A 20169-nucleotide genomic window follows, 5' to 3' on the forward strand; every position below is an offset into this window, starting at 1 on the left:
CTGGCATGTAAGTTGAATGGCAAAAACAAAGAAAGAAACGTGCCAGAACCCAAACTGATTGCCCGCATGACGGGCCGGAGAAAAACAGGATGACGGAATTGACCAACACCCAGGCCCTGAAAGAGAAGCTCACAGAGGAAGGTGTGAAATACGCCATTGCCAGCTACGTGGACATCCACGGTGTGACCAAAGGCAAGTTCGTGCCCGTGGCTCACTTGGGGCAAATGATGGAAGGCTCGGAGCTTTACACAGGCGCCGCCCTGGATGGCGTGCCCCAGGATATCTCCGACGACGAGGTCGCCTCCATGCCGGATGCCGATGGGCTGGCCATCTGCCCCTGGAATCGCCAGCTGGCCTGGTTCCCGGGCAATCTGTTCCTGAACGGCGCGCCTTTCGAAGCCTGTTCCCGGAATATTCTACGTCGTCAGCTGAGTGCGGCGGCCGATATGGGGTATCGCTTCAATCTCGGTATTGAAACCGAGTTCTTCCTGTTCCGGGATACCGAGGATGGCGGCTTTGCCCCGCTGAGTGATCGCGACAACCTGGGCAAGCCCTGTTATGACCCCCGCACGCTCATGGATAACCTGCCCATCATGGATGAGCTGGTAGACGCCATGAACGAGCTGGGCTGGGATGTGTACTCGTTTGATCACGAAGACGCCAACGGCCAGTTCGAAACCGACTTCAAATACGCTGACGCCCTGACGATGTCTGATCGCCTGGTGTTCTTCCGGATGATGGCCAACGAGATTGCCCGCAAACATGGCGCTTTCGCCAGCTTCATGCCCAAGCCCTTTGCCGACCGCACTGGCAGTGGCGCCCACTACAATATGTCGCTGGCGGATCTGAAAACCGGCGAAAACCTGTTCGAGCCCAAGGGCGACGATCTGCACAACTGCGGCATCAGCAAGATCGCCTATCACTTCACTGCCGGTGTGCTGAAACACAGCGCGGCCATCAGTGCCGTGATTGCACCGACAGTGAACAGCTACAAACGGCTCGTTCGCCAGGGCAGCATGTCCGGTTCCACCTGGGCACCGGTATTCATGTGTTATGGCTCCAACAACCGCACGAATATGATCCGGATCCCCGGCATGGGCGGGCGTATCGAATGCCGTGCCGCAGACATTGCCTGCAATCCCTATCTTGGCAGCGCGCTGATTCTCGCTGCAGGGTTGGAAGGCATCCGTGAAGGTCTGGACGCGGGCGTACCCCACCACGAGAACATGTACAACTACAGCGATGCCGAGATCACCGAGCAGGGCATCGAGTATCTGCCCCGGAACCTGGGCGAGGCCGTGGAGGCTTTTGAGGCCGATCCGCTGGCGAAAGAAGTCTTCGGTGAAGCCATGTTCAACAGCTTCATCGAATACAAGAAAGGGGAGTGGGAGAGCTATCAGAACCACGTGTCGGCCTGGGAAGTGGACCGTTATCTGAAAATGTTCTGATAGCTACAGGGCCTGATGTCAGCTTCGGAAGCCTGGATCGATGCGGTCCAACTTCCGGAGAAGTCCTGGCCAGGCAAGGTTGCCACCCATGCCCTTGGTGACCTTTTTGGCCTGCTCCCGAATGGAGCTGAGAATGGTATCGGGAATACGTACCAGCGGCTGGCCTCCGGACATGGCCTGAATCTGGACCTCGCAGGCGCGCTGCAGGATGTACATGTTCAGGAAGGCCTCGGCGACGCTGGGTCCCGTGGTCAGCAGGCCGTGGTTGCGCAGGATCATGAAACGGGCGTGGCCCAGATCTGCCTGCAGGCGCGCTTTCTCGTCTTCGCGCAGCGCCACGCCTTCGTAATCGTGGTACGCGAGTCCGGATAGCGGAAAAAGACTTTGCTGGGACAAGGGCAGCAAGCCTTCCTTCTGCGCTGACACAGCGACACCGGCGGTCGTGTGGGTGTGCATGACACAGGCAGCATCCTCACGAACCGCATGGATGGCGCTGTGAATGGTGAAACCGGCAGGGTTGATGTCGAAATCGTCTGGATTGATCTTGTTGCCTTCCTGATCAATGCGCACCAGGCTGGAAGCCGTAATTTCCTCGAACATCATTCCGTAGGGGTTGATCAGGAAATGATGCTCGTCACCGGGAATTCGCACCGAGAGATGGGTGAAGATAAGGTCGTCCCAGCCGTAGAGAGCAATCAGTCGGTAGGCGGCGGCAAGGTCAATGCGAAGCTGCCACTCCTCCTCACTGACTTCACCCTTTTTGGATGGAATTGCCAATTGCTCGGACATAGTGCTGACCCCTCGGAATCGGTTGGTTTTATTGTTGATTGACGGTCAATGTAGCGCCCGCAAGAATCGGATGGAAGGGGGCGAAGCAAACGCGCATCATATGGATGATGGGTTGTGCGCACATGAAGGAGCCGAAGCATGGAAAGTTTCCGAACCCCGATGCAGGACGAGAAGGATAGTGACGCGAAAGCATCCATGCCCGTTGCCGATCGAATGGTCGCACTGGCCAGGTACATCGAGAGCCGGCCAGATGAACCGTTGAGCCTTGCCGACCTCGGCGCTGTGGTTGGGTTGTCGCCATCCCGCGTACAGCGGGTGTTCAAGGAAACCTTCGGTGTCTCACCAAAGGCTTATCAGGATGCACTGCGCCTGAACCACTACAAGCGGGCGTTGAGAACAGGCCGGACCGTGACCGATGCAATCTACGATGCCGGCTTTGGTTCGGTCAGTCGCGTCTATGGCAAGGCAGACCGACAGGTCGGCATGCCGCCTTCCCGCTACGGCAAGGGTGGGGAAGGTGAAACCATTGCCTATGCCTGCCGGGAAACGGCTCTCGGCCTGCTGATGATGGCCGCCACCGATCAGGGTGTGTGTTTTGCCGAATTCGGGGATGATGAGACGGCACTGGGAGATCAGTTACAGAAGGAGTTTCCGAAGGCTCGACTGGCTCCGTCTGGGGCAAAGGGATCGCCGGAGCTGGATGCGTGGATGTTGGCTCTGGATGAGCATTTGAGCCAGAACATGCCCAGACCGGATGTCCCTCTGGATATCCGTGGCACCGCATTCCAGACACGCGTCTGGAAACTCCTGCTGAGCGTCCGCGAAGGTGAGGTGGTGAGTTACACAGAGTTGGCAAAGCGACTGGGTGAGCCCAGAGCCGTTCGGGCGGTGGCCTCCGCCTGCGGGCGGAACCGCATCGCCGTGCTGATTCCCTGCCATCGGGTGTTGCGCAGTGACGGTTCCCTCGGTGGTTACCGCTGGGGCCTCGACCGAAAACAGCAATTGCTGGAGAAAGAGCGCTCAGCCTCGACCCAGTAGCACCCAGAACTGTCGCTGGAAAAACGCCGTTTCCTGTTTCAACGAAAACAGCTTCGGCGCAAACAGCCAGGTCTGGGTAATGCCCATCAGATAGGTGTAACTCAGCAGTCCCAGATCCTCCGGGTCTTCCTGTGTAGAAATCAGACCCTGCTCAGCTGCCTGGGCAACCAGGTGCCGGAACATCGCAATAATCGACCGGGTCAACGCCCGTTCCCGCTTCAGCGTTCGGCTCATGGCATCGGTTAGTTCGGTCTTGTTCAACAGAATCTCGAACGACTGACGATACTTCCGGTCATTGGCCAACAAGCTCAGCCAGCGTTCAATAAAATGATCCATGGCCTCAATGGGCGTTTCCCGCATGCCAGAACACTCCGCGACCAGGGCTTCCAGCGGTTCCTGGGAGTAGGCAAGTACAGCTTCGTACAGATCATCCTTGTTCTCGAAATGCCAGTAGATCGGCCCACGGCTACAACCGGCTTCTTTGGCAATACGGCTCAAAGTCGTTAGTGAGTAACCGTCCCGGCTAAACAACTTGAGCGCGGCCTCAAGCACAGTCTGGCGGGTTTTCTCGGCATCTTCCTTGGTACGGCGCATCTGATTCGTCTACTTAACTTGGCTTGGGAGTTTCGGGGTGGTATGAGGGTGCCTTTCCAAAACACGCTCCTTGCGGCACATCCATGTGACGCTTGGGCTCCGCCATCCATGGCTCCGCACAGTTTTGGAAAGGCACCCCCACACCACCCCTCCCGCGAAGTCTAAACAAAAACGGGCACGAATGTTCGTGCCCGTAGCTTCAATGTCAGTAGTGCGGCTTGTTCAGATCTCTCCGTCAGCCGCCATCTCCATGTAGCTATCATTAAACCGCAGCTTCACGTTGCCAGAGTCACCCATGATCGACCCATCGGGGAACTCAATGCCTACGAAGTCCGGGCTCATGGCCCCCTGGCCCAGCAGGCCCTTCTCGAAGGAGAACTCACGTACGCTGTCCATCGCTTCAGACGCCTCGTCGCTGTTGATGAAGTCCACCGACATCTGCGGCTCCCAGAACATCTTCATGCCTGCCAGCTGTGCTTCGTAGCCGCCCTGGTCCGTGCCGGAAAGCTCGCCCAGGTATGCCCGCGCCTCCGCACCCTCTGGGGTATCGGACTCAAGAATACTCATGGTCTCGTACCAGGCTCCGACCAATGCCTTGCCCAGCTTGGGATTGTCGGCCAGGGTCTCGGTGTTTACCAGAGTCAGATCCTTGATGTGGCCCGGAATCTGGCTGGAATCAAACAGCTTTGTAGCACCGGGATAGGCTTCCACTTCGCTCAGCAACGGATTCCAGGTTGCCACATGGCGAACATCGTCGGTCTGGAATGCAGAGACCAGATCAGCGTCAGAAATGTTGACCACGCTCAAGTCACGTTCTTCCAGGCCAACGCTGGCCAGGGCGCGGGCCAGGAGGTAGTGGGAGACGGACAACTCAACCAAATGAACGGTTTCGCCTTCCAGCTCTTCGATGCTGGACGCATCTTTTGAAACCAGGCCGTCGTTGCCGTTGGAGTAATCACCGACGATCAGCGCGGTGGTATCCACACCAGAGGCTGCGGGAATCGATAGGCCGTCCATGCTGGTAGCTGTCACACCATCGAACTGGCCGGCGGTATACTGGTTAATGGACTCGATGTAGTCGTTCACCTGCACGATATCCACTTCGATATCGTACTTGTCCGCCCACTTTTTCATGATTCCGTAGTCCTCGGCATACTGCCAGGGCACCCAGCCGGCATAGATGGTCCATGCGATGCTGAAGGAGTCCTTTTCCTCGGCCATTGCACCCATGGACAGGGAGGCCGTGAACAGACCGGCCGCCAGACCTTTGGTGATGTCGCGTGTTTTCATGGTGTCTCTCCTCGGGCCTTGCCCGTGTTTGCAGGTTTGGTCTTTCTTCAGTTTTTTGGGGTTGCTGGCATTACTCGGTAATCTCTTCAACGATCACGACCGGCGTTCCGGGCGAGACCGCCTGTCCCGCTTCCCGGCGCACGTCTACCACGCGTCCGGTTACGGGGCTCAGTAATTCGATTTCCATTTTCATGGATTCAATAACCGCCACCGGCCGCTGGGCATCGATGGTGTCGCCTGGCTTGACCAGGCACTCCCAGAGGTTACCGGCTACGTGGCTTTCCACCGCGTGCTGGCCTGCTGGCAGGTTGGCAATGTCGTCTTCGCCGGTGTCCTCGATCGGTGCTTCGGAACTGAAGTTAATCTGGCCCGACTCGATCCAGCGCTGCAGCTCCTCATCGAAGGCCTGTTTGCGCTTGGCTGTGAAGGTCTGAATTTCGTCGTCGTTGTTCGCCAGAAACTGCTCGTAGTCCTTCAGATTGAAGCGGGTTTCCTCGACCTTTATCGGGTAGTCGCCATTGGGAAAGTCCCGTCGGATTTGCTGCAGTTCTTCGGCACTGACCTCGTAGAAGCGCACCTGGTCAAAGAACCGGAGCAGCCAGGGCTTGCCGGGCTCGAAGAAATCGGTGGTGCGGTAGCGATTCCACATCTGCAGGGTACGACCGACAAACTGGTAGCCGCCTGGCCCTTCCATGCCGTAGATGCACAGGTAGGCGCCGCCGATGCCAACGGAGTTCTCCGCGGTCCAGGTACGGGCCGGGTTGTATTTGGTGGTCACCAGCCGGTGCCGGGGATCCAGCGGGGTAGCGACCGGGGCGCCCAGATAGACGTCGCCCAGGCCCATCACCAGATAGGTTGCCTCGAAAAGCGTCTTTTTTACCTCATCGATGCTGTCCAGTCCGTTGATGCGGCGGATGAACTCCAGGTTGCTCGGGCACCAGGGGGCATCCTTCCGCACCGACTGCATGTATTTCGCGATGGCGGTCTGGCAGGCTTCGTCATCCCAGGACAGGGGCAAATGAACGATGCGCGCGGGCACATCCCATTCGGGCTGTTTTTCCAGTTCCTTTTCGGCGCCGATCAGCAGATCCAGCAGCGTGCGCTGGTTCAGTTTCTGGCTGTCGTAATGCACCTGCAGGGATCGGATGCCGGGGGTCAGCTCCAGAATGGCATCGTGATTCTGCTCACGCAGCCACAGCATCAGCGCGTGGGCGCGGAAGCGCAGGCGGATATCCAGCTCCATTGGGCCGTATTCCACCAACACGTAGTTGTCGCCGGCGGCCCGATAAACCACGCCGGTTTCGTGTTCATCGTCACTGAGTGCCGCCAGAACCGGGGAGGTTGGTGTGATCGGTTTGATATGGGCGGTCGCTGCGGTCAGGGTGGCGATGGACTCGTCGAGGGCTTCCCGCAGGGCCACGGCCTGGTCCTGACTGACCGGAACAAATTGGACCTTGTCACCGGCTTTCAGTTGGCCCAGTTTCCACAGGTCAGCGCTGATGACCGTCACCGGGCAGACAAAGCCGCCCAGGCTGGGGCCATCAGGACCGAGAATCACCGGCATGTCGCCGGTGAAATCCACGGTGCCCACGGCGTAAGCGTTGTCGTGAATGTTGGACGGATGCATACCGGCCTCGCCGCCATCGCTGCGCGCCCATTCCGGTTTCGGGCCAATCAGGCGAACGCCGGTGCGGCTCGAGTTGTAGTGAATCTCCCAGTCGCTGGCGAAGAAGGTGTCTATATCTTCTCCAGTGAAGTAGTCCGGCGCGCCATGAGGCCCATAGGTAACGTGCAGTTTCCAGGTCTTGCCGATGGTCGGTTTGAGGTCGGCAGGGAGAGTGGTCAGGCCGGTTGGCTCAGACTCCGCCAGGGCCAGCACATCGCCGGCCCGCAAGGCGCGGCCGCAATGGCCGCCGAACTGGCCGAGCGTAAAGGTGCTGCAGGAGGTCAGGTATTCGGGGCAGTCCAGCCCTCCGCGGAACAGCACGTAGGCCCGGGCGCCGTCCGCCGTGGTGGCGCCCAGCTTCAGGGTGGCGCCAGCGGGCACGTCGATCACCTGCCAGGAAGCCATGGGCTGATCATCCAGTGTGGCGTCCAGCTGGGCGCCCGTCAGCGCAATCTGGGTGGCGCGGTTGAAAGTGAGCACCGGCCCCTTAAGGGTGATTTCCAGGCCTGGAGCCCCTTCCGGATTACCCAGCAGTCGATTGCCAAGCCGGAACGAATAATTGTCGAAAGGACCCGACGGTGGTACGCCAATTTCCCAGTAGCCGATGCGCCCGGGGTAGTCCTGGATGGTGGTCAGGGTGCCGCCACTGAGCACATCCACGGTGGCCGGCTGGTAATCGAATTCGTTCAGGGTTCGAGTAAACAGTCTGCCCTCGGCAAAGCGTGGGTCGTCCAGCACCTGGTGCACGTATTTCAGGTTGGTCTCGATGCCATAGAGCTGACTGTCGTCGAGTGCCTGCATCAACCGCTGACGGGCAGACTCGCGATCGGCCTCATGCACAATCACCTTGGCGAGCATGGGATCATAGAGCGGCGACACCTCTGTGCCCGGCTGAATCCAGGTATCGATTCGCAGGCCATCCTCGTCGGGCCAGGCCACGTTGGTGAGCAGACCGGCGCCGGGCTGGAAATCCTTGTTGGGGTCTTCCGCATAGATCCGGGCCTGGATGGCGTGGCCGGAAGGCACAAGGTTGCTGCCCAGTTTCGCCAGGTCGGGCAGGGTGCCTGCGCCCAGTTCCACCATCCATCGGACCAGGTCTACGCCATAAACCTGCTCGGTCACACCGTGCTCCACCTGTAAGCGGGTATTCACTTCCAGGAAGTAGAACTCGGTGGTGTCCGGGTCGTAGATAAACTCCACGGTGCCGGCGCTGCGGTAGCCAATGCTTTCACCCAGCTGACGGGCTGTCGCGTGCATGCGGGAGCGGACGTCGTCGGATAGCCCTGGCGCCGGAGCTTCCTCGATCACTTTTTGGTTGCGACGCTGGGCCGAGCAGTCACGCTCGCCCAGGGCCAACACCTGCCCTCCGCCATCGCCGAAAAGCTGTACTTCCACATGGCGGGCATGTTCCACGAATTTTTCCAGGAACACGCCGCTATTGCTGAAATTGTTCTGGCTCAGGCGCTGGACCGACTCGAAGCTTTTGCCCAGATCGTCCGGGCCGTAGCAGCGGGACATGCCAATGCCGCCACCGCCGGCGGTGCTTTTCAGCATCACCGGGTAGCCGATGGTGTCGGCGGCTTTTAGCGCTTCCTCCAGATTGGTCAGCAAGCCGGTGCCTGGTAGCAGTGGTACGCCGGCGCTTTCAGCCAGTGACCGTGCCGTATGCTTGAGACCGAATTGCTCCATCTGCTCGGGTGTCGGGCCCAGGAAGACCACGCCTTCGGCGTCACAGCGTCGGGCAAAATCGGCGTTTTCGCTCAGGAAGCCGTAGCCGGGGTGGATGGCGCCGGCACCGCTCTTGCGGATTACCTCGAACAGTTTGTCCTGATCCAGGTAAGTGGTCGCTGCCGGGCCGTCTCCCAGGGAATACGCCTCGTCCGCCTGCCGTACGTGAAGCGAATCGGAATCCGCTTCGGCGTAGACGGCAACCGAGGTCAGCCCCATGTCACGCAGCGTGCGAATAACCCGGCAGGCGATGGCGCCGCGGTTGGCGATCAGGACCTTTGAGAATCTGCCGCTCAGCTCCATACCAGCACCTCAATCGGTGTCGGGTTCCAGCCGTTGCACGGATTGTTGAGCTGCGGGCAGTTGGAGATCATCACCAGAACGTCCATCTTCGCTTCCAGCTCCACGTATTTGCCGGCATCGGAAATCCCGTCCGCGAAGGTGAGTCCGCCGTCGGCCGTGACCGGGACATTCATGAAGAAGTTGATGTTGTGGGTGATGTCCCGTTTGCTCATGCCCAGTTCTTCGTGTTCGGTGACGGCCACCAGCCAGCTGTCCCGGCAGGCGTGCATGCACTTTTTCTCAAGGGCATAACGGGTTGTGTTGCTCTCGGCCGCACATGCACCGCCCAGGGTGTCGTGACGGCCGCAGGTGTCGGCGGTGATTTCCAGCATCACGTTGTTTTCAGAAGACATCAGCTTCGAGCCAGCCGTCAGGTAGACGTTGCCCTGCTCGCGGATGGTGTCGACGGCGCTGTAGCGTTCGGTCGGATTATGGGCGTTGTAGAACAGGGTGTCGGCGGCCTGGTTGCCCTCCAGATCCAGAATCCGGATGGTTTCGCCGGCGTTCACCACTTTCAGGAAATACTCGCCTGCCGGTACGGTTTCACGGAAGGCGGCATTTTCGGGCTTCAATGTGCTTTGCTTGATCATCTCCGGCCTCCCATTACTGCATCAGGTGATAAAGAGCGGTGTTGGCAAATGCCCGTGTCGCCTCGGGCGACGAGGTTTTGCACGGATCGGCATCGGTCACCGGGGCCGCCTTGAACAACTGGTACCGCAGCGGATGGCTGGGGTATTCGCTGGCCGGATTCATCGGATGCGGGCAGGTGTGCAGCACCACGATGGTGTCCATCTCGAATCGAAGGTCCACTGTGGCGCCGGCGTGGGAGTGGCCCTCGGAGAAGGCCATGTTGCCGTCGTCATCTGTTTTTACTTTGCTGAACCAGTTCAGGTTGGCGGTCAGGTCTTTCTTGCCAAGGCCGTACTTGGCCAGTTCGTTCAGAAAGCTGTTGAAACCGTTTCGGTGGTAGTGGTTATGGGCTTCCTGATAGGTCTTTTTGCCCCAGCGCTTTTCCACCAGATCGGCATTGCAGGTGCCGGCGACGGTGTCGTGCCAGCCCAGGTCATCGCGGATGATGGAGGCAAATACCCGGCCCATGTCCGAGAGCAACACGTGGCCCTTGGTGAGCAGGAAGGTGTGCTGGTTTTTCAGGGTGTCCGGCATGTTGTACCGCTCGAGCGGGTTCTCGGGGTTGTACATCAACATGCCGACGTTGGCACCGCCGGTTTCGTCAATCAGGCGCAGCACGTGGCCGCGGCGCATGATAAAGGACCAGTGGGATCCGCCGGGAATCAGATCGTCGTAGAGGGGGGTTGCGGTTTGCAACATGGCCTTTTCCTCCTGGTTAGGGCATTTAAAAAGCGAGAGGCGTCAGTAACTGAGCGATCCTCCCGGGCTTTTGTCCCGCCGTGTAACCTTGGAAAAGGTCGTCAACTCTCGGACCAGCCGTCTGCACGGATTGATGGCAGACCGGAACCCTAGTTGACCATTGGTCAGATTGTGGCGCGTTGATTGTGGTTTCAGTAACCGACTTCTCGCTGCGTAATGGATACTCTGCAGAGTCCATGCCAATCGCTAAATTACTGTTTTTTATTGTGGTGGGATTTGAGGTGTCTGACAGGTCTGCTTCTTGCCTGGGCGAGCGCACTGTTTTTGTGCATCGAGCAGTGCCTTTCCTGTGCATTTATTTTCGGAGAGTGATTTCGGAGCCGCGCCAATGGTGGCATGGCCTTCGAGCCATCTACTACCAAGGGAGGAGTTTTTCGCCTCCATCGCACCATTCAACTTTCCGGGTTTGGCGTCTACATTGAATGGGTAAACGCGAAAGGCCGCGTTGCCCTGCGACAAACACAACAAGAGGTCGAGATCATGATCTACGCACAACCAGGAAAGGATGGCTCCGTCGTTTCTTTCAAATCCCGTTACGAGAACTACATCGGTGGGGAGTGGGTTGCCCCGGTAAAAGGCCAGTATTTCGAGAACATCACACCGGTCACTGGCAATGTGATCTGTGAAATTCCGCGCTCCAGTGCCGAAGATATTGATCTGGCCCTGGACGCAGCGCACAAGGCGGCACCTGCGTGGGGCAGGACCTCTCCCACCGAGCGTTCCAACATCCTGCTGAAAATTGCGGACCGCATCGAGGCCAACCTCGAGAAGCTCGCAGTCGCTGAAACCTGGGACAACGGCAAGGCCGTGCGCGAAACCCTGAACGCCGACATTCCCCTCGCGGCTGATCACTTCCGCTACTTCGCGGGTTGTCTTCGTGCCCAGGAAGGCCACATGGGCGAGATCGACCACAATACCGTGGCGTACCATTTCCATGAGCCGCTGGGTGTCGTTGGCCAGATCATTCCATGGAACTTCCCGATTCTGATGGCGGCCTGGAAACTGGGCCCCTGTCTGGCTGCGGGTAACTGCACCGTGCTGAAGCCTGCCGAGCAGACGCCTGCCAGCATCCTGGTACTGATGGAAATCATTGGTGACCTGCTGCCGCCGGGCGTGCTGAACATTGTTAACGGCTACGGCATCGAGGCCGGCCAGGCCCTGGCCACCAGCAAGCGTATTGCCAAGATTGCCTTCACCGGCTCCACCCCGGTTGGCTCCCACATCCTCAAGTGCGCGGCTGAAAACATCATCCCGTCCACAGTGGAGCTGGGTGGCAAATCCCCGAACATCTACTTCTCCGACGTGATGAAGGCCGAGCCGGAATTCATCGACAAGTGCGTGGAAGGTCTGGTTCTGGCGTTCTTCAACCAGGGCGAAGTCTGCACCTGTCCGTCACGGGCGCTGGTCCAGGAAGACATGTTCGAAGAGTTCATGCAGAAGGTGGTTCAGCGCACCAAGTCGATCAAGCGTGGCAACCCGCTGGACACCGATGTTCAGGTAGGTGCCCAGGCGTCGAAAGAACAGTTCGACAAGATCATGTCCTACCTGGCCATTGGTAAGGAAGAGGGCGCTGTGGTGCTGACTGGCGGCGACCGCGAGCATCTGGATGAAGAGTTCAACAATGGCTTCTACATCCAGCCCACCCTGTTCAAGGGTGACAACAAGATGCGCGTGTTCCAGGAAGAAATCTTCGGACCGGTCGTGGGCGTTACCACCTTCAAGACCGAGGAAGAAGCCCTGGCCATCGCCAACGACACCGAGTTTGGTCTGGGTGCCGGTGTATGGACCCGCGACACCAATCTCGCCTACCGGATGGGCCGCAACATCCAGGCCGGTCGGGTGTGGATGAACTGTTACCACGCCTACCCGGCTCACGCAGCCTTCGGTGGTTACAAGAAGTCTGGCGTTGGCCGTGAAACCCACAAGATGGCGCTCGAGCACTATCAGCAGACCAAGTGCATGCTGACCAGCTACGACACCAACCCGCTGGGTTTCTTCTGAATCAATGAGCGGTAAGCGGGCCTCCCACACGGGCCCGCCTGTGAGTCAGCACAGCGGATGTGCACCTTCATTCCCCGGTGTCTGGCCGGGGCGACTCTCTGACGAGAGTTCGGGTTTTTCTGTCACTCTCTTTTGGCCCTTCCCAGGGCCTTTTTTATTGGGGCGGATTTTGGTGTCAATGCGCTTTATCGCCCCAGTGAGTAGAACTCTGCGTTAGGCCGCATGTTTGTCACGTTTGCCATCCGATTGGAAAGCCCGAAGAACGCGGCGATGCCGGAGATGTCCCAGATATCCTCGTCGTTGAAACCATGACGTTTGAGTTCCTCAAAGTCCGCGTCACTCACTTCTTGGGCTTGTTGCGAAACCTTTATGGCGAAATCAAGCATGGCTTTCTGGCGTTCAGTGATGTCGGCCTTTCGGTAGTTCACGGCGACCTGGTCTGCGATCTCCGGGTTCTTTTCACGGATGCGCAGAATAGCGCCATGGGCCACCACGCAGTACTGGCACTGGTTCAGGTTGCTGGTAGCGACCACGATCATCTCGCGTTCGCCCTTGGTGAGGTTGCTGTCTTTTTCCATCAGGGCATCGTGGTAATCAAAGAAGGCACGAAACTCGGCGGGGCGATGTGCCAGTACCAGAAAGACATTGGGGATAAACCCCGACTTTCCCTGAACGGCAAGAATCTTCTCCCGGATGTCCGCCGGGAGTGATTCAAGCGACGGAACCGGGAATCGGCTTATTGGTTGTTCGTTGGACGAGCTCATAACAATTCCTTTAATGGCGGTTTTATGGTTCAAGAAGTTTCGGTTCAGCCTGCGACCGGTACGACGATACGCCCACGAACCTTGCCGTCCAGCAGTTGGCTGGCACCTTCGATGGCGTCTTCAAAGGGTATTTCCGTGATCATGCGCTCGAGCAGATCGATGTCGAGATCCTCCGACAGGCGCTTCCAGGCTTCGAGTCGCTCAGCTTTGGGCGCCATCACGCTGTCCACGCCACACAAGGTCACACCCCGAAGAATGAACGGGGCAACGGTGGACGGGAAGTCCATGCCGGCCGCCAGACCACAGGCTGCGACGACGCCACGGTATTTCATGCCGGCACAGACATTGGCCAGCACCTGTCCACCGGCCACATCAATGGCGCCGGCCCAGGTCTCGCGCACCAGGGGTTTGCCTGGTTCACTCAGCTCAGCGCGATCGAGGGTGTTTCCGGCCCCCAACGACTTCAGATAGTCTGCTTCCTCGGATCGGCCGGTCACCGCGGTCACGGAATAACCCCGCTTGGCCAACAGCGCCACCGCAATGCTTCCAACGCCGCCGGTTGCCCCGGTCACCAGGATGTCGCCGGAATCAGGTGTTACGCCATTCTTTTCCAGTGCCATGACACAAAGCATGGCGGTATAGCCGGCGGTGCCAATGGCCATGGCCTGTCGAGGAGAAAACGCCTTGGGCAGAGGAATCAGCCAGTCACCGGAAACACGGGCTTTCTCGGCCAGGCCGCCCCAGTGTTTCTCGCCAACGCCCCACCCGTTCAAGACAACCGGGTCGCCTGCCTTGAAGTCTGCATGCGTGGAGCTTGATACGGTGCCGGCAAAGTCGATGCCTGGAATCATCGGGTACTGTTTCACGATCGGTGACTTTCCGGTGATGGCCAGAGCATCCTTGTAGTTCAAGGTTGAGAAGGCTATATCCACGGTAACGTCGCCTTCCGGCAGTTCCGATTCTTCTATGGATGTCAGTGACACTTTTTGGTCGCCGCGTGATCCTTCAATGAGTATGCCTTTAAACATGTTGCCTCCGTGTTTGGGTAATGAGGATGGTTTTTCGTCCCGGGTCATGAGCCGCGAAGTAGCGACAAAAATCCCTGGGCGAACCGATCCAGTGGTTCTGGGGATTGATCCAGCTTTGCGCGCAACACCGCGCCCTCCCAACCAATCCAGAAGAAGTGCGCCATCTGATCGCACTTTAGATCCTTGGAAATCTCACCGGCCTGCTGGGCCTCTCTCAATACCCCAGCGGTGCGGCACTCCCAGTCCGTGAAAACGTCCTGTAACAGAACACGGAAACCCTCGGGCAGGGCGGTCATTTCCTGTCCCAGATTGCCGATCAGGCAGCCGCGGCGATACTCGAACCTGGCCATGCCCGTTTTGGCATCCTCAACAAACGCTTCGAGCCGCTGCAGGGGAGTGAGGGCGCGATCTTCAAACCAGCGATCAAATTTGCGCGCAAAATAGCGGCCGTAGGCTTCGATCAGGATCCGGCCGAAGGCTTCTTTATTGTCGAAGTAGTGGTAGAAGGAGCCTTTCGGTACGCCGGCTTTGCGAAGTATTTCGTCGATGCCGGTGGAGGAGTAACCCTTCTCCGTCAGCACTGACAGGCCCACGGTGATGAGCGTTTCCCGGGTATCCCTGAAATCGGCATTTTCAGTCTTCGGGGGGCGGCCCCGTTTTCGCTTGATGTCTGCTGTCTGGTTCATCGTCTTGACTCAATTTAGACCGATCGTCTATTTAATTATCAGAATAAACTAGACTGGTCGTCTAATAAAATCAAGTGAAGTTGCTATGGGGTGCAGCCAGGGCGGAATGGGATTCGCTCTCCCAAGTGGGAGCGATGCTACTTTGTGGTGGCCAAAAACAGTTCCAAAGTACCATATTGGCCCCTTGCCCCGGCCGATAGGATGGGAACTGGGTTATCGGCAATGTCGTTGATTCACCCTCAATGCGCTAACAATCATGACAATAGAGGTGAGCATTATGTGGACCAAACCAGCCTACGAAGATCTCCGCATCGGTTTCGAAGTCACCATGTACTTCGCCAATCGCTGAGTGCTGAAGCGGCCAGCCTCGAGCTGGCCGTTTTGCTTGTGGAGTGACCCACCATGTTGATTCACGTTCTGGGCTCCGCTGCAGGCGGTGGCTTTCCCCAGTGGAACTGTAACTGCGCCAACTGCGACGGCTTCCGGAAGGGTACCCTGAACGCCCGGGCCCGTACCCAGTCTTCCATTGCCATCAGTGAAGACGGCGAGCACTGGATCCTGTTTAACGCGTCCCCCGACATTCGCGCCCAGTTGGCTTCCTTCGAAGCGATGCAGCCGGCACGTGCTTTAAGGGATACCGGCATTGATGCCATTGTGCTGATGGACAGCCAGGTGGACCACACCACCGGCCTGCTGTCCCTGCGCGAGGGTCTTCCGATGGATGTCTGGTGTACCGAACAGGTGCATGAAGACCTCAGCGGTGGTTTTCCGCTGTTCACCATGCTCAAGCACTGGAACGGTGGCCTGAACTGGCAGCGCATCGAGGCATCCGAGCAGACGCCTTTTACCATTCCCTGCGCACCGTCCATCGAGCTGACCGCCATTCCGCTGCTGAGCAACGCACCCCCGTATTCACCGCGCCGGGACAACCCGCATCCGGGCGATAACATTGGCCTGTTCCTGAAAGACACCCGCACCGGTCAGACAGTCCTTTATGCCCCGGGCCTCGGCGAGCCGGACGACCGTATTCTCGGCTGGATGCGCCAGGCCGACGTGCTGATGGTGGACGGGACCGTCTGGCACGACGACGAGATGATCCGCCAGGAAGTAGGCACCAAGACCGGCCAGGCCATGGGTCATCTGGCCCAGAGCGGCCCGGGTGGCATGATCGAGGTGCTCGACACCATGCCGGCCCAGCGCAAGATCCTGATACACATCAACAACACCAACCCGATCCTGAACGAGGACTCCCCGGAGCGGGCGGAGCTGACCCGCCACGGCATCGAGGTGTCCTGGGATGGAATGCACATCGACCTTTCGGGGCAGCCATGAACGCCAAAGCCAACACCGCCATGAACCGGACGGATTTCGAGCAGGCCCTGCGCGCCAAGGGCCAGTACTACCACATCCACCACCCGTACCATAAAGCCATGTACGGCGGGCAGTGCACGCCCGAACAGATCCGCGGCTGGGTGGCCAACCGGTACTACTACCAGATCAAGATTCCCCAGAAAGACTCCGCCATCATGGCCAACTGCCCGGACGCTGGTGTGCGCCGGCTCTGGCTGCAGCGGATTCTGGATCACGATGGCCACGACGGCGATGTCGGCGGCATCGAAGCCTGGTTGTCCCTGGCCGAGGCGGTGGGCCTTAGCCGGGAAGAGGTGATTGACCAGCGCCACGTTTTGCCGGGTGTCCGCTTTGCCGTGGACGCCTACCTGAACTTCGCCCGCCGGGCGACCTGGCAGGAGGCGGCCTGTTCGTCACTGACCGAGCTGTTTGCCCCGGAAATCCACCAGTCCCGACTGGACAGCTGGCCCGCCCACTATCCGTGGATTGAAGAGAGCGGCTACAGCTACTTCCGCAAGCGTCTGTCCGAAGCCAGAAGAGACGTGGAACATGGCCTGACCATTACCCTCGACCACTTCACCACAGAGGCACAGCAGGCCCGGGCCCTGGAGATTCTTCAGTTCAAGCTGGACATCCTCTGGACCATGTTGGATGCCATGACCATGGCCTACGGCCATCGCACCCCGCCGTACCATACCGTGACCGACGAACAGGTCTGGCACCGGGGGCTGTAATGGAGGTGGGTATGAATGAGGTGCCGCGTTTTCGTCGAGGGTTCCGGTTCCAGTGGGAGCCGGCCCAGGAGAGTTATGTGCTGCTTTATCCGGAAGGAATGGTGAAGCTCAATGGCAGTGCCGGTGCCATTCTCAATCAAGTGGACGGCCAGCGTACCGTGGCCGACATCGTCGCCAGTCTGGAGCAGCAGTTCCCCGACGCCGGCCCGCTTGGCAAGGACGTCAGCGAATTTTTGCAGGACGCCCGGCACCAACACTGGATTGAACTGTCATGAGCACGACCAACCCCCACAACGCCGGGCCGCCCCTGTGGCTGCTGGCAGAGCTGACCTATCGCTGCCCGCTGCAATGCCCCTATTGCTCCAATCCGCTGGACTTTGCGCAAACCCAACAGGAGCTGACCACCGAGGAGTGGGTGAGTGTGCTTCGACAGGGCCGCACGATGGGGGCGGCGCAACTGGGTTTTTCCGGCGGCGAGCCCCTGGTCCGCCAGGACCTCGCGGAGCTGATCGCCGAGGCGCGGCACCTGGGGTATTACACCAACCTGATTACTTCAGGGCTGGGCCTGACGGAGGCCAAGGTGGATGCCTTTGCCGAGGCGGGGCTGGATCATATCCAGGTGAGCTTTCAGGCGTCCGATCCGGAACTGAACAACGCCGTGGCCGGCTCCCGAAAGGCCTTTGACCAGAAGCTGGCCTTGGCCCGGGCGGTGAAGGAAGCCGGCTATCCCATGGTGCTCAACTTCGTGATCCACCGCCACAACATCCACCAGATGAACGACATCATGGATTTGTGCGAGCGCCTGGGGGCGGACTACGTCGAGCTGGCCACCTGCCAGTATTACGGCTGGGCCTTCGAAAACCGGGAAGGGTTGATGCCTTCCAAAGCGCAGCTGGTGAAGGCAGAGCAGGAAGTGAACCGGTACCGGGAACGGCTGCAGCAATCCGGTTCGGCCATGAAGCTGATCTTTGTGACACCGGACTATTACGAAGAGCGCCCGAAAGCCTGTATGAACGGCTGGGGTAATCTGTTCCTGACCGTGGCCCCGGATGGCACCGCACTGCCGTGCCACAGCGCCCGTTTGCTGCCCATCGACTTTCCCAATGTCCGAGACATGGATCTGCAAAACATCTGGTACGACAGCCCGGGGTTCAACCACTACCGCGGCGACACCTGGATGCCCGAGCCTTGCCGTTCCTGCGATGAGAAGGAGAAGGACTTCGGTGGCTGTCGCTGTCAGGCCTATCTTTTGACGGGCAAAGCGGATAACGCAGATCCAGTATGCAGCAAATCGTCGTATCATGATCGAATACTGGCAGCGAGGAAAGCTGCCGATCATGCCACGGCCGGCCTGACTGAACTGGTATATCGAAATGCGGATAATTCACGGCTTTTCTTCCGGGGTTAACAACTCCGCCATCAAGCCTGCACTGGTCGGCCATCACCACGACAAAACGGTACTGAGTGCCTACGAGGCCTGCTCGGCGCATGTCCAGCGTGGGGAACTTGCGGTGGCCCCGGCGGGTGTGTTCTGGCTGGAGACGGATCCGGCACGCGGCTGCAATACGCTCTGGCACCTTTCCGATCAGGGGCCTGTTCGCCTTGGACCTGATGATCTTGGCATCCGCAGCCGGGTAAATGGCTATGGTGGTGGCGCCCTGGCGGCTGCCGACAGCGGTGTGTTCGTGGTTGGCGAGGATCAACAGATACGGTTTGTCAGTCTGCCCGACGGCCAGTGCCACAACCTGACCGATGACCCCGGAGCGGCCTATGGTGGGTTGGTCGCTGACCAGTCCCGTCGACGGGTGCTCGCGGTACGGGAAGCAGAGGGCAAGCAGCAGCTGGTTGCCGTCTCCATGCTGGGCGAGCGTTCGGTGCTTCATTCCGGCCTGGATTTTTACAGCGCGCCGGCGGTCTCGGCCGATGGCAGTCAGGTTGCCTGGACCAGCTGGCAGTTGCCGGATATGCCCTGGCTGCGTTCACGGCTGTGGACCGCAAATTGCTCTGAAGATGGATTGCTGGATCAAGGCCGGGAATGGCCCACACCTTCTGAGGCGTCGGTACAGCAGCCGGTGTTCGATGGCAACCAACTCTGGGTTTTGTCAGACCACGGGGGTTGGTGGCAACCCTGGCATATTGATACTTCGGGCGAGGGCGCTTGGCACGCCACCGAATCGCCAGCCCGGGATCATGGCAACGCGCCCTGGCAGTTGGGTGAATCCCACCACTGCCCGACAGGCAGTGGCAGTTGGGCCCGGGTTCGTTACTGCAATGGGACCGGCGAGCTCTGGCTAAGCTCCGGCGAAACGGGTGAAGCAATCCGGGTTGCCCGGGGCTTTGGCGACTTCCGATGTCTGCAGTCGGCTGGCGAGCATCTTTACTGCATCGGGCGAGCCGCCACCCGCCTGGACGCGGTCCTCCAGATTGATCTCGAGACCGGCCAGGCCCGCACCATTGCCGGGGGCGAGGAGGCCATGCCAGAGCCGCGGGCGGCACTGCCGCTGGATATCGAGATTCCGGCTCTGAACCCGGGTGAAGCTTCTATCCACGGATTTTTCTACACTCCGAAGCTGGCCACGCCAGATGTCCCTCCACTGATTCTGATTGCTCACGGAGGACCCACTTCGGCGGCCTATCCGGTGTTCAATCCCCAGGTTCAGTACTGGTGTCAGCGGGGCTTTGCCGTCGCTGAAATCAACTATCGAGGCAGCACCGGCTTTGGTCGTGAGTTCCGCCTGGCCCTGGAAGGTCGGTGGGGTGACGTGGATGTCGCGGATATGGAACGGGCGGCAGACCACCTTGCCTCCTTCGGCCTGGCTGATGGGAGACGGGTGTTTATCCAGGGTCGCAGCTCCGGGGGTTACACGGCCCTGATGGCGATGATCCGGAGCAGGCGTTTCACCGCTGGCGCGAGCATGTTCGGCGTAACGGATCCCATGCGTTTACGGGCCATGACCCATCGGTTTGAATCCGGTTATCTGGATTGGCTACTGGGGTCGCCAGAAAAATACCCGGAGCGGTGGCAGGAGAGAACGCCCCTGTTGCACGCCGAACGCATTACCGCGCCCATGATCTTTTTCCAGGGCGGACAGGACCGGGTTGTGGTGCCTGAGCAGACCCGGGCAATGACCGAGGCCATGAAAGCCGCGGGCAGGGCGCCGGAGCTGCACTGGTTTGAAGACGAGGGGCATGGTTTCCGGCGACAGGCCAACCAGGCAGGTATGCTCGAATGGATGTTCAGCTTCTACCGAAAGCATAGCCAAAAGGCCAATGATCAGGCGGAGAACTTGAGTTAAACTCTCGGCTATTCCTATAACAACAA

The 20169-nt window shown here is 59.2% G+C and carries 18 protein-coding genes and 1 riboswitch; of the genes, 9 read left to right on the top strand and 9 right to left on the bottom strand.

Annotation, left to right across the window (positions count from 1 at the left end; genetic code table 11):
* Nucleotides 1–89: 89 nt before the first annotated feature.
* Nucleotides 90–1448, top strand: coding sequence for a type III glutamate--ammonia ligase (glnT, locus tag AC13E3_RS15130; RefSeq protein WP_405417200.1), 1359 nt, complete (start codon nucleotides 90–92; stop codon nucleotides 1446–1448).
* A gap of 18 nt (nucleotides 1449–1466) precedes the next feature.
* Here glnT and AC13E3_RS15135 read toward each other — a convergent pair whose 3' ends face one another.
* Complete coding sequence (locus tag AC13E3_RS15135) at nucleotides 1467–2237, bottom strand: class II aldolase/adducin family protein (RefSeq protein WP_008171006.1); 771 nt, start codon at nucleotides 2235–2237, stop codon at nucleotides 1467–1469.
* A gap of 138 nt (nucleotides 2238–2375) precedes the next feature.
* Here AC13E3_RS15135 and AC13E3_RS15140 point away from each other — a divergent pair, with 138 nt between their 5' ends.
* Nucleotides 2376–3275, top strand: a complete 900-nt coding sequence (locus AC13E3_RS15140) for a bifunctional transcriptional activator/DNA repair enzyme AdaA (protein ID WP_008171007.1) — start codon at nucleotides 2376–2378, stop codon at nucleotides 3273–3275.
* On the opposite strand, the gene AC13E3_RS15145 is transcribed toward AC13E3_RS15140, so the two are convergent.
* From AC13E3_RS15145 to AC13E3_RS15165, 5 genes are all read right to left on the bottom strand, one after another.
* Entirely contained in the window at nucleotides 3258–3869 is a 612-nt protein-coding gene (locus tag AC13E3_RS15145) for a TetR family transcriptional regulator (protein WP_008171010.1), read from the bottom strand. The two genes, AC13E3_RS15140 and AC13E3_RS15145, sit on opposite strands and share 18 nt — an antisense overlap.
* Before the next feature lie 222 nt (nucleotides 3870–4091).
* Nucleotides 4092–5159, bottom strand: a complete 1068-nt coding sequence (locus AC13E3_RS15150; RefSeq protein ID WP_008171012.1) for a putative urea ABC transporter substrate-binding protein — start codon at nucleotides 5157–5159, stop codon at nucleotides 4092–4094.
* 70 nt (nucleotides 5160–5229) lie between these two features.
* Nucleotides 5230–8856, bottom strand: a complete 3627-nt coding sequence (uca, locus tag AC13E3_RS15155; protein WP_405417197.1) for an urea carboxylase — start codon at nucleotides 8854–8856, stop codon at nucleotides 5230–5232.
* Nucleotides 8847–9485: an urea amidolyase associated protein UAAP2 gene (locus tag AC13E3_RS15160; RefSeq protein ID WP_008171021.1), complete on the bottom strand. Its 639-nt coding sequence runs from the start codon at nucleotides 9483–9485 to the stop codon at nucleotides 8847–8849. The genes uca and AC13E3_RS15160 overlap by 10 nt, the downstream gene beginning before the upstream one ends.
* A gap of 13 nt (nucleotides 9486–9498) precedes the next feature.
* On the bottom strand, nucleotides 9499–10224 hold the full coding sequence (locus AC13E3_RS15165; protein WP_008171023.1) for an urea amidolyase associated protein UAAP1: 726 nt from the start codon (nucleotides 10222–10224) through the stop codon (nucleotides 9499–9501).
* A gap of 57 nt (nucleotides 10225–10281) precedes the next feature.
* Nucleotides 10282–10388, bottom strand: a riboswitch (guanidine-I (ykkC/yxkD leader).
* A gap of 376 nt (nucleotides 10389–10764) precedes the next feature.
* On the opposite strand from AC13E3_RS15165, the gene exaC reads away from it, so the two are divergent.
* Entirely contained in the window at nucleotides 10765–12285 is a 1521-nt protein-coding gene (exaC, locus tag AC13E3_RS15170) for an acetaldehyde dehydrogenase ExaC (protein WP_008171025.1), read from the top strand.
* A 185-nt stretch (nucleotides 12286–12470) separates the two neighbouring features.
* On the opposite strand, the gene AC13E3_RS15175 is transcribed toward exaC, so the two are convergent.
* The 3 genes from AC13E3_RS15175 to acuR are packed head-to-tail and all read right to left on the bottom strand — an operon-like array spanning nucleotide 12471 to nucleotide 14763.
* A complete protein-coding gene (locus AC13E3_RS15175; RefSeq protein ID WP_092030402.1) occupies nucleotides 12471–13049 on the bottom strand; it encodes a peroxidase-related enzyme in 579 nt (192 codons plus the stop codon).
* A gap of 44 nt (nucleotides 13050–13093) precedes the next feature.
* On the bottom strand, nucleotides 13094–14077 hold the full coding sequence (gene acuI / locus AC13E3_RS15180; RefSeq protein WP_008171033.1) for an acrylyl-CoA reductase (NADPH): 984 nt from the start codon (nucleotides 14075–14077) through the stop codon (nucleotides 13094–13096).
* A 44-nt stretch (nucleotides 14078–14121) separates the two neighbouring features.
* The gene (gene acuR, locus AC13E3_RS15185) at nucleotides 14122–14763 is read right to left on the bottom strand and encodes an acrylate utilization transcriptional regulator AcuR (RefSeq protein WP_008171034.1); all 642 of its coding nucleotides are present in this window, start codon (nucleotides 14761–14763) and stop codon (nucleotides 14122–14124) included.
* 277 nt (nucleotides 14764–15040) lie between these two features.
* Between acuR and pqqA the strand changes: the two genes are divergently transcribed.
* From pqqA to AC13E3_RS15215, 6 genes are read left to right on the top strand one after another with little or no spacing between them, the layout of a single operon-like run.
* Nucleotides 15041–15112, top strand: a complete 72-nt coding sequence (gene pqqA / locus AC13E3_RS15190; protein WP_007153157.1) for a pyrroloquinoline quinone precursor peptide PqqA — start codon at nucleotides 15041–15043, stop codon at nucleotides 15110–15112.
* 53 nt (nucleotides 15113–15165) lie between these two features.
* Nucleotides 15166–16095, top strand: a complete 930-nt coding sequence (gene pqqB, locus AC13E3_RS15195) for a pyrroloquinoline quinone biosynthesis protein PqqB (RefSeq protein WP_008171036.1) — start codon at nucleotides 15166–15168, stop codon at nucleotides 16093–16095.
* Nucleotides 16092–16847, top strand: a complete 756-nt coding sequence (pqqC, locus tag AC13E3_RS15200) for a pyrroloquinoline-quinone synthase PqqC (RefSeq protein WP_008171038.1) — start codon at nucleotides 16092–16094, stop codon at nucleotides 16845–16847. The genes pqqB and pqqC overlap by 4 nt, the downstream gene beginning before the upstream one ends.
* Nucleotides 16847–17122 carry a pyrroloquinoline quinone biosynthesis peptide chaperone PqqD gene (pqqD, locus tag AC13E3_RS15205; RefSeq protein ID WP_008171040.1) on the top strand — a complete coding sequence of 92 codons (276 nt, stop codon included), beginning with the start codon at nucleotides 16847–16849 and terminating at the stop codon, nucleotides 17120–17122. Before pqqC ends, pqqD begins: the two co-directional genes overlap by 1 nt.
* Entirely contained in the window at nucleotides 17119–18255 is a 1137-nt protein-coding gene (gene pqqE / locus AC13E3_RS15210; RefSeq protein ID WP_008171042.1) for a pyrroloquinoline quinone biosynthesis protein PqqE, read from the top strand. The genes pqqD and pqqE overlap by 4 nt, the downstream gene beginning before the upstream one ends.
* The gene (locus AC13E3_RS15215; protein ID WP_008171043.1) at nucleotides 18221–20143 is read left to right on the top strand and encodes a S9 family peptidase; all 1923 of its coding nucleotides are present in this window, start codon (nucleotides 18221–18223) and stop codon (nucleotides 20141–20143) included. Before pqqE ends, AC13E3_RS15215 begins: the two co-directional genes overlap by 35 nt.
* Nucleotides 20144–20169: the final 26 nt, after the last annotated feature.

This window comes from Marinobacter sp. L-80 (assembly GCF_056859395.1).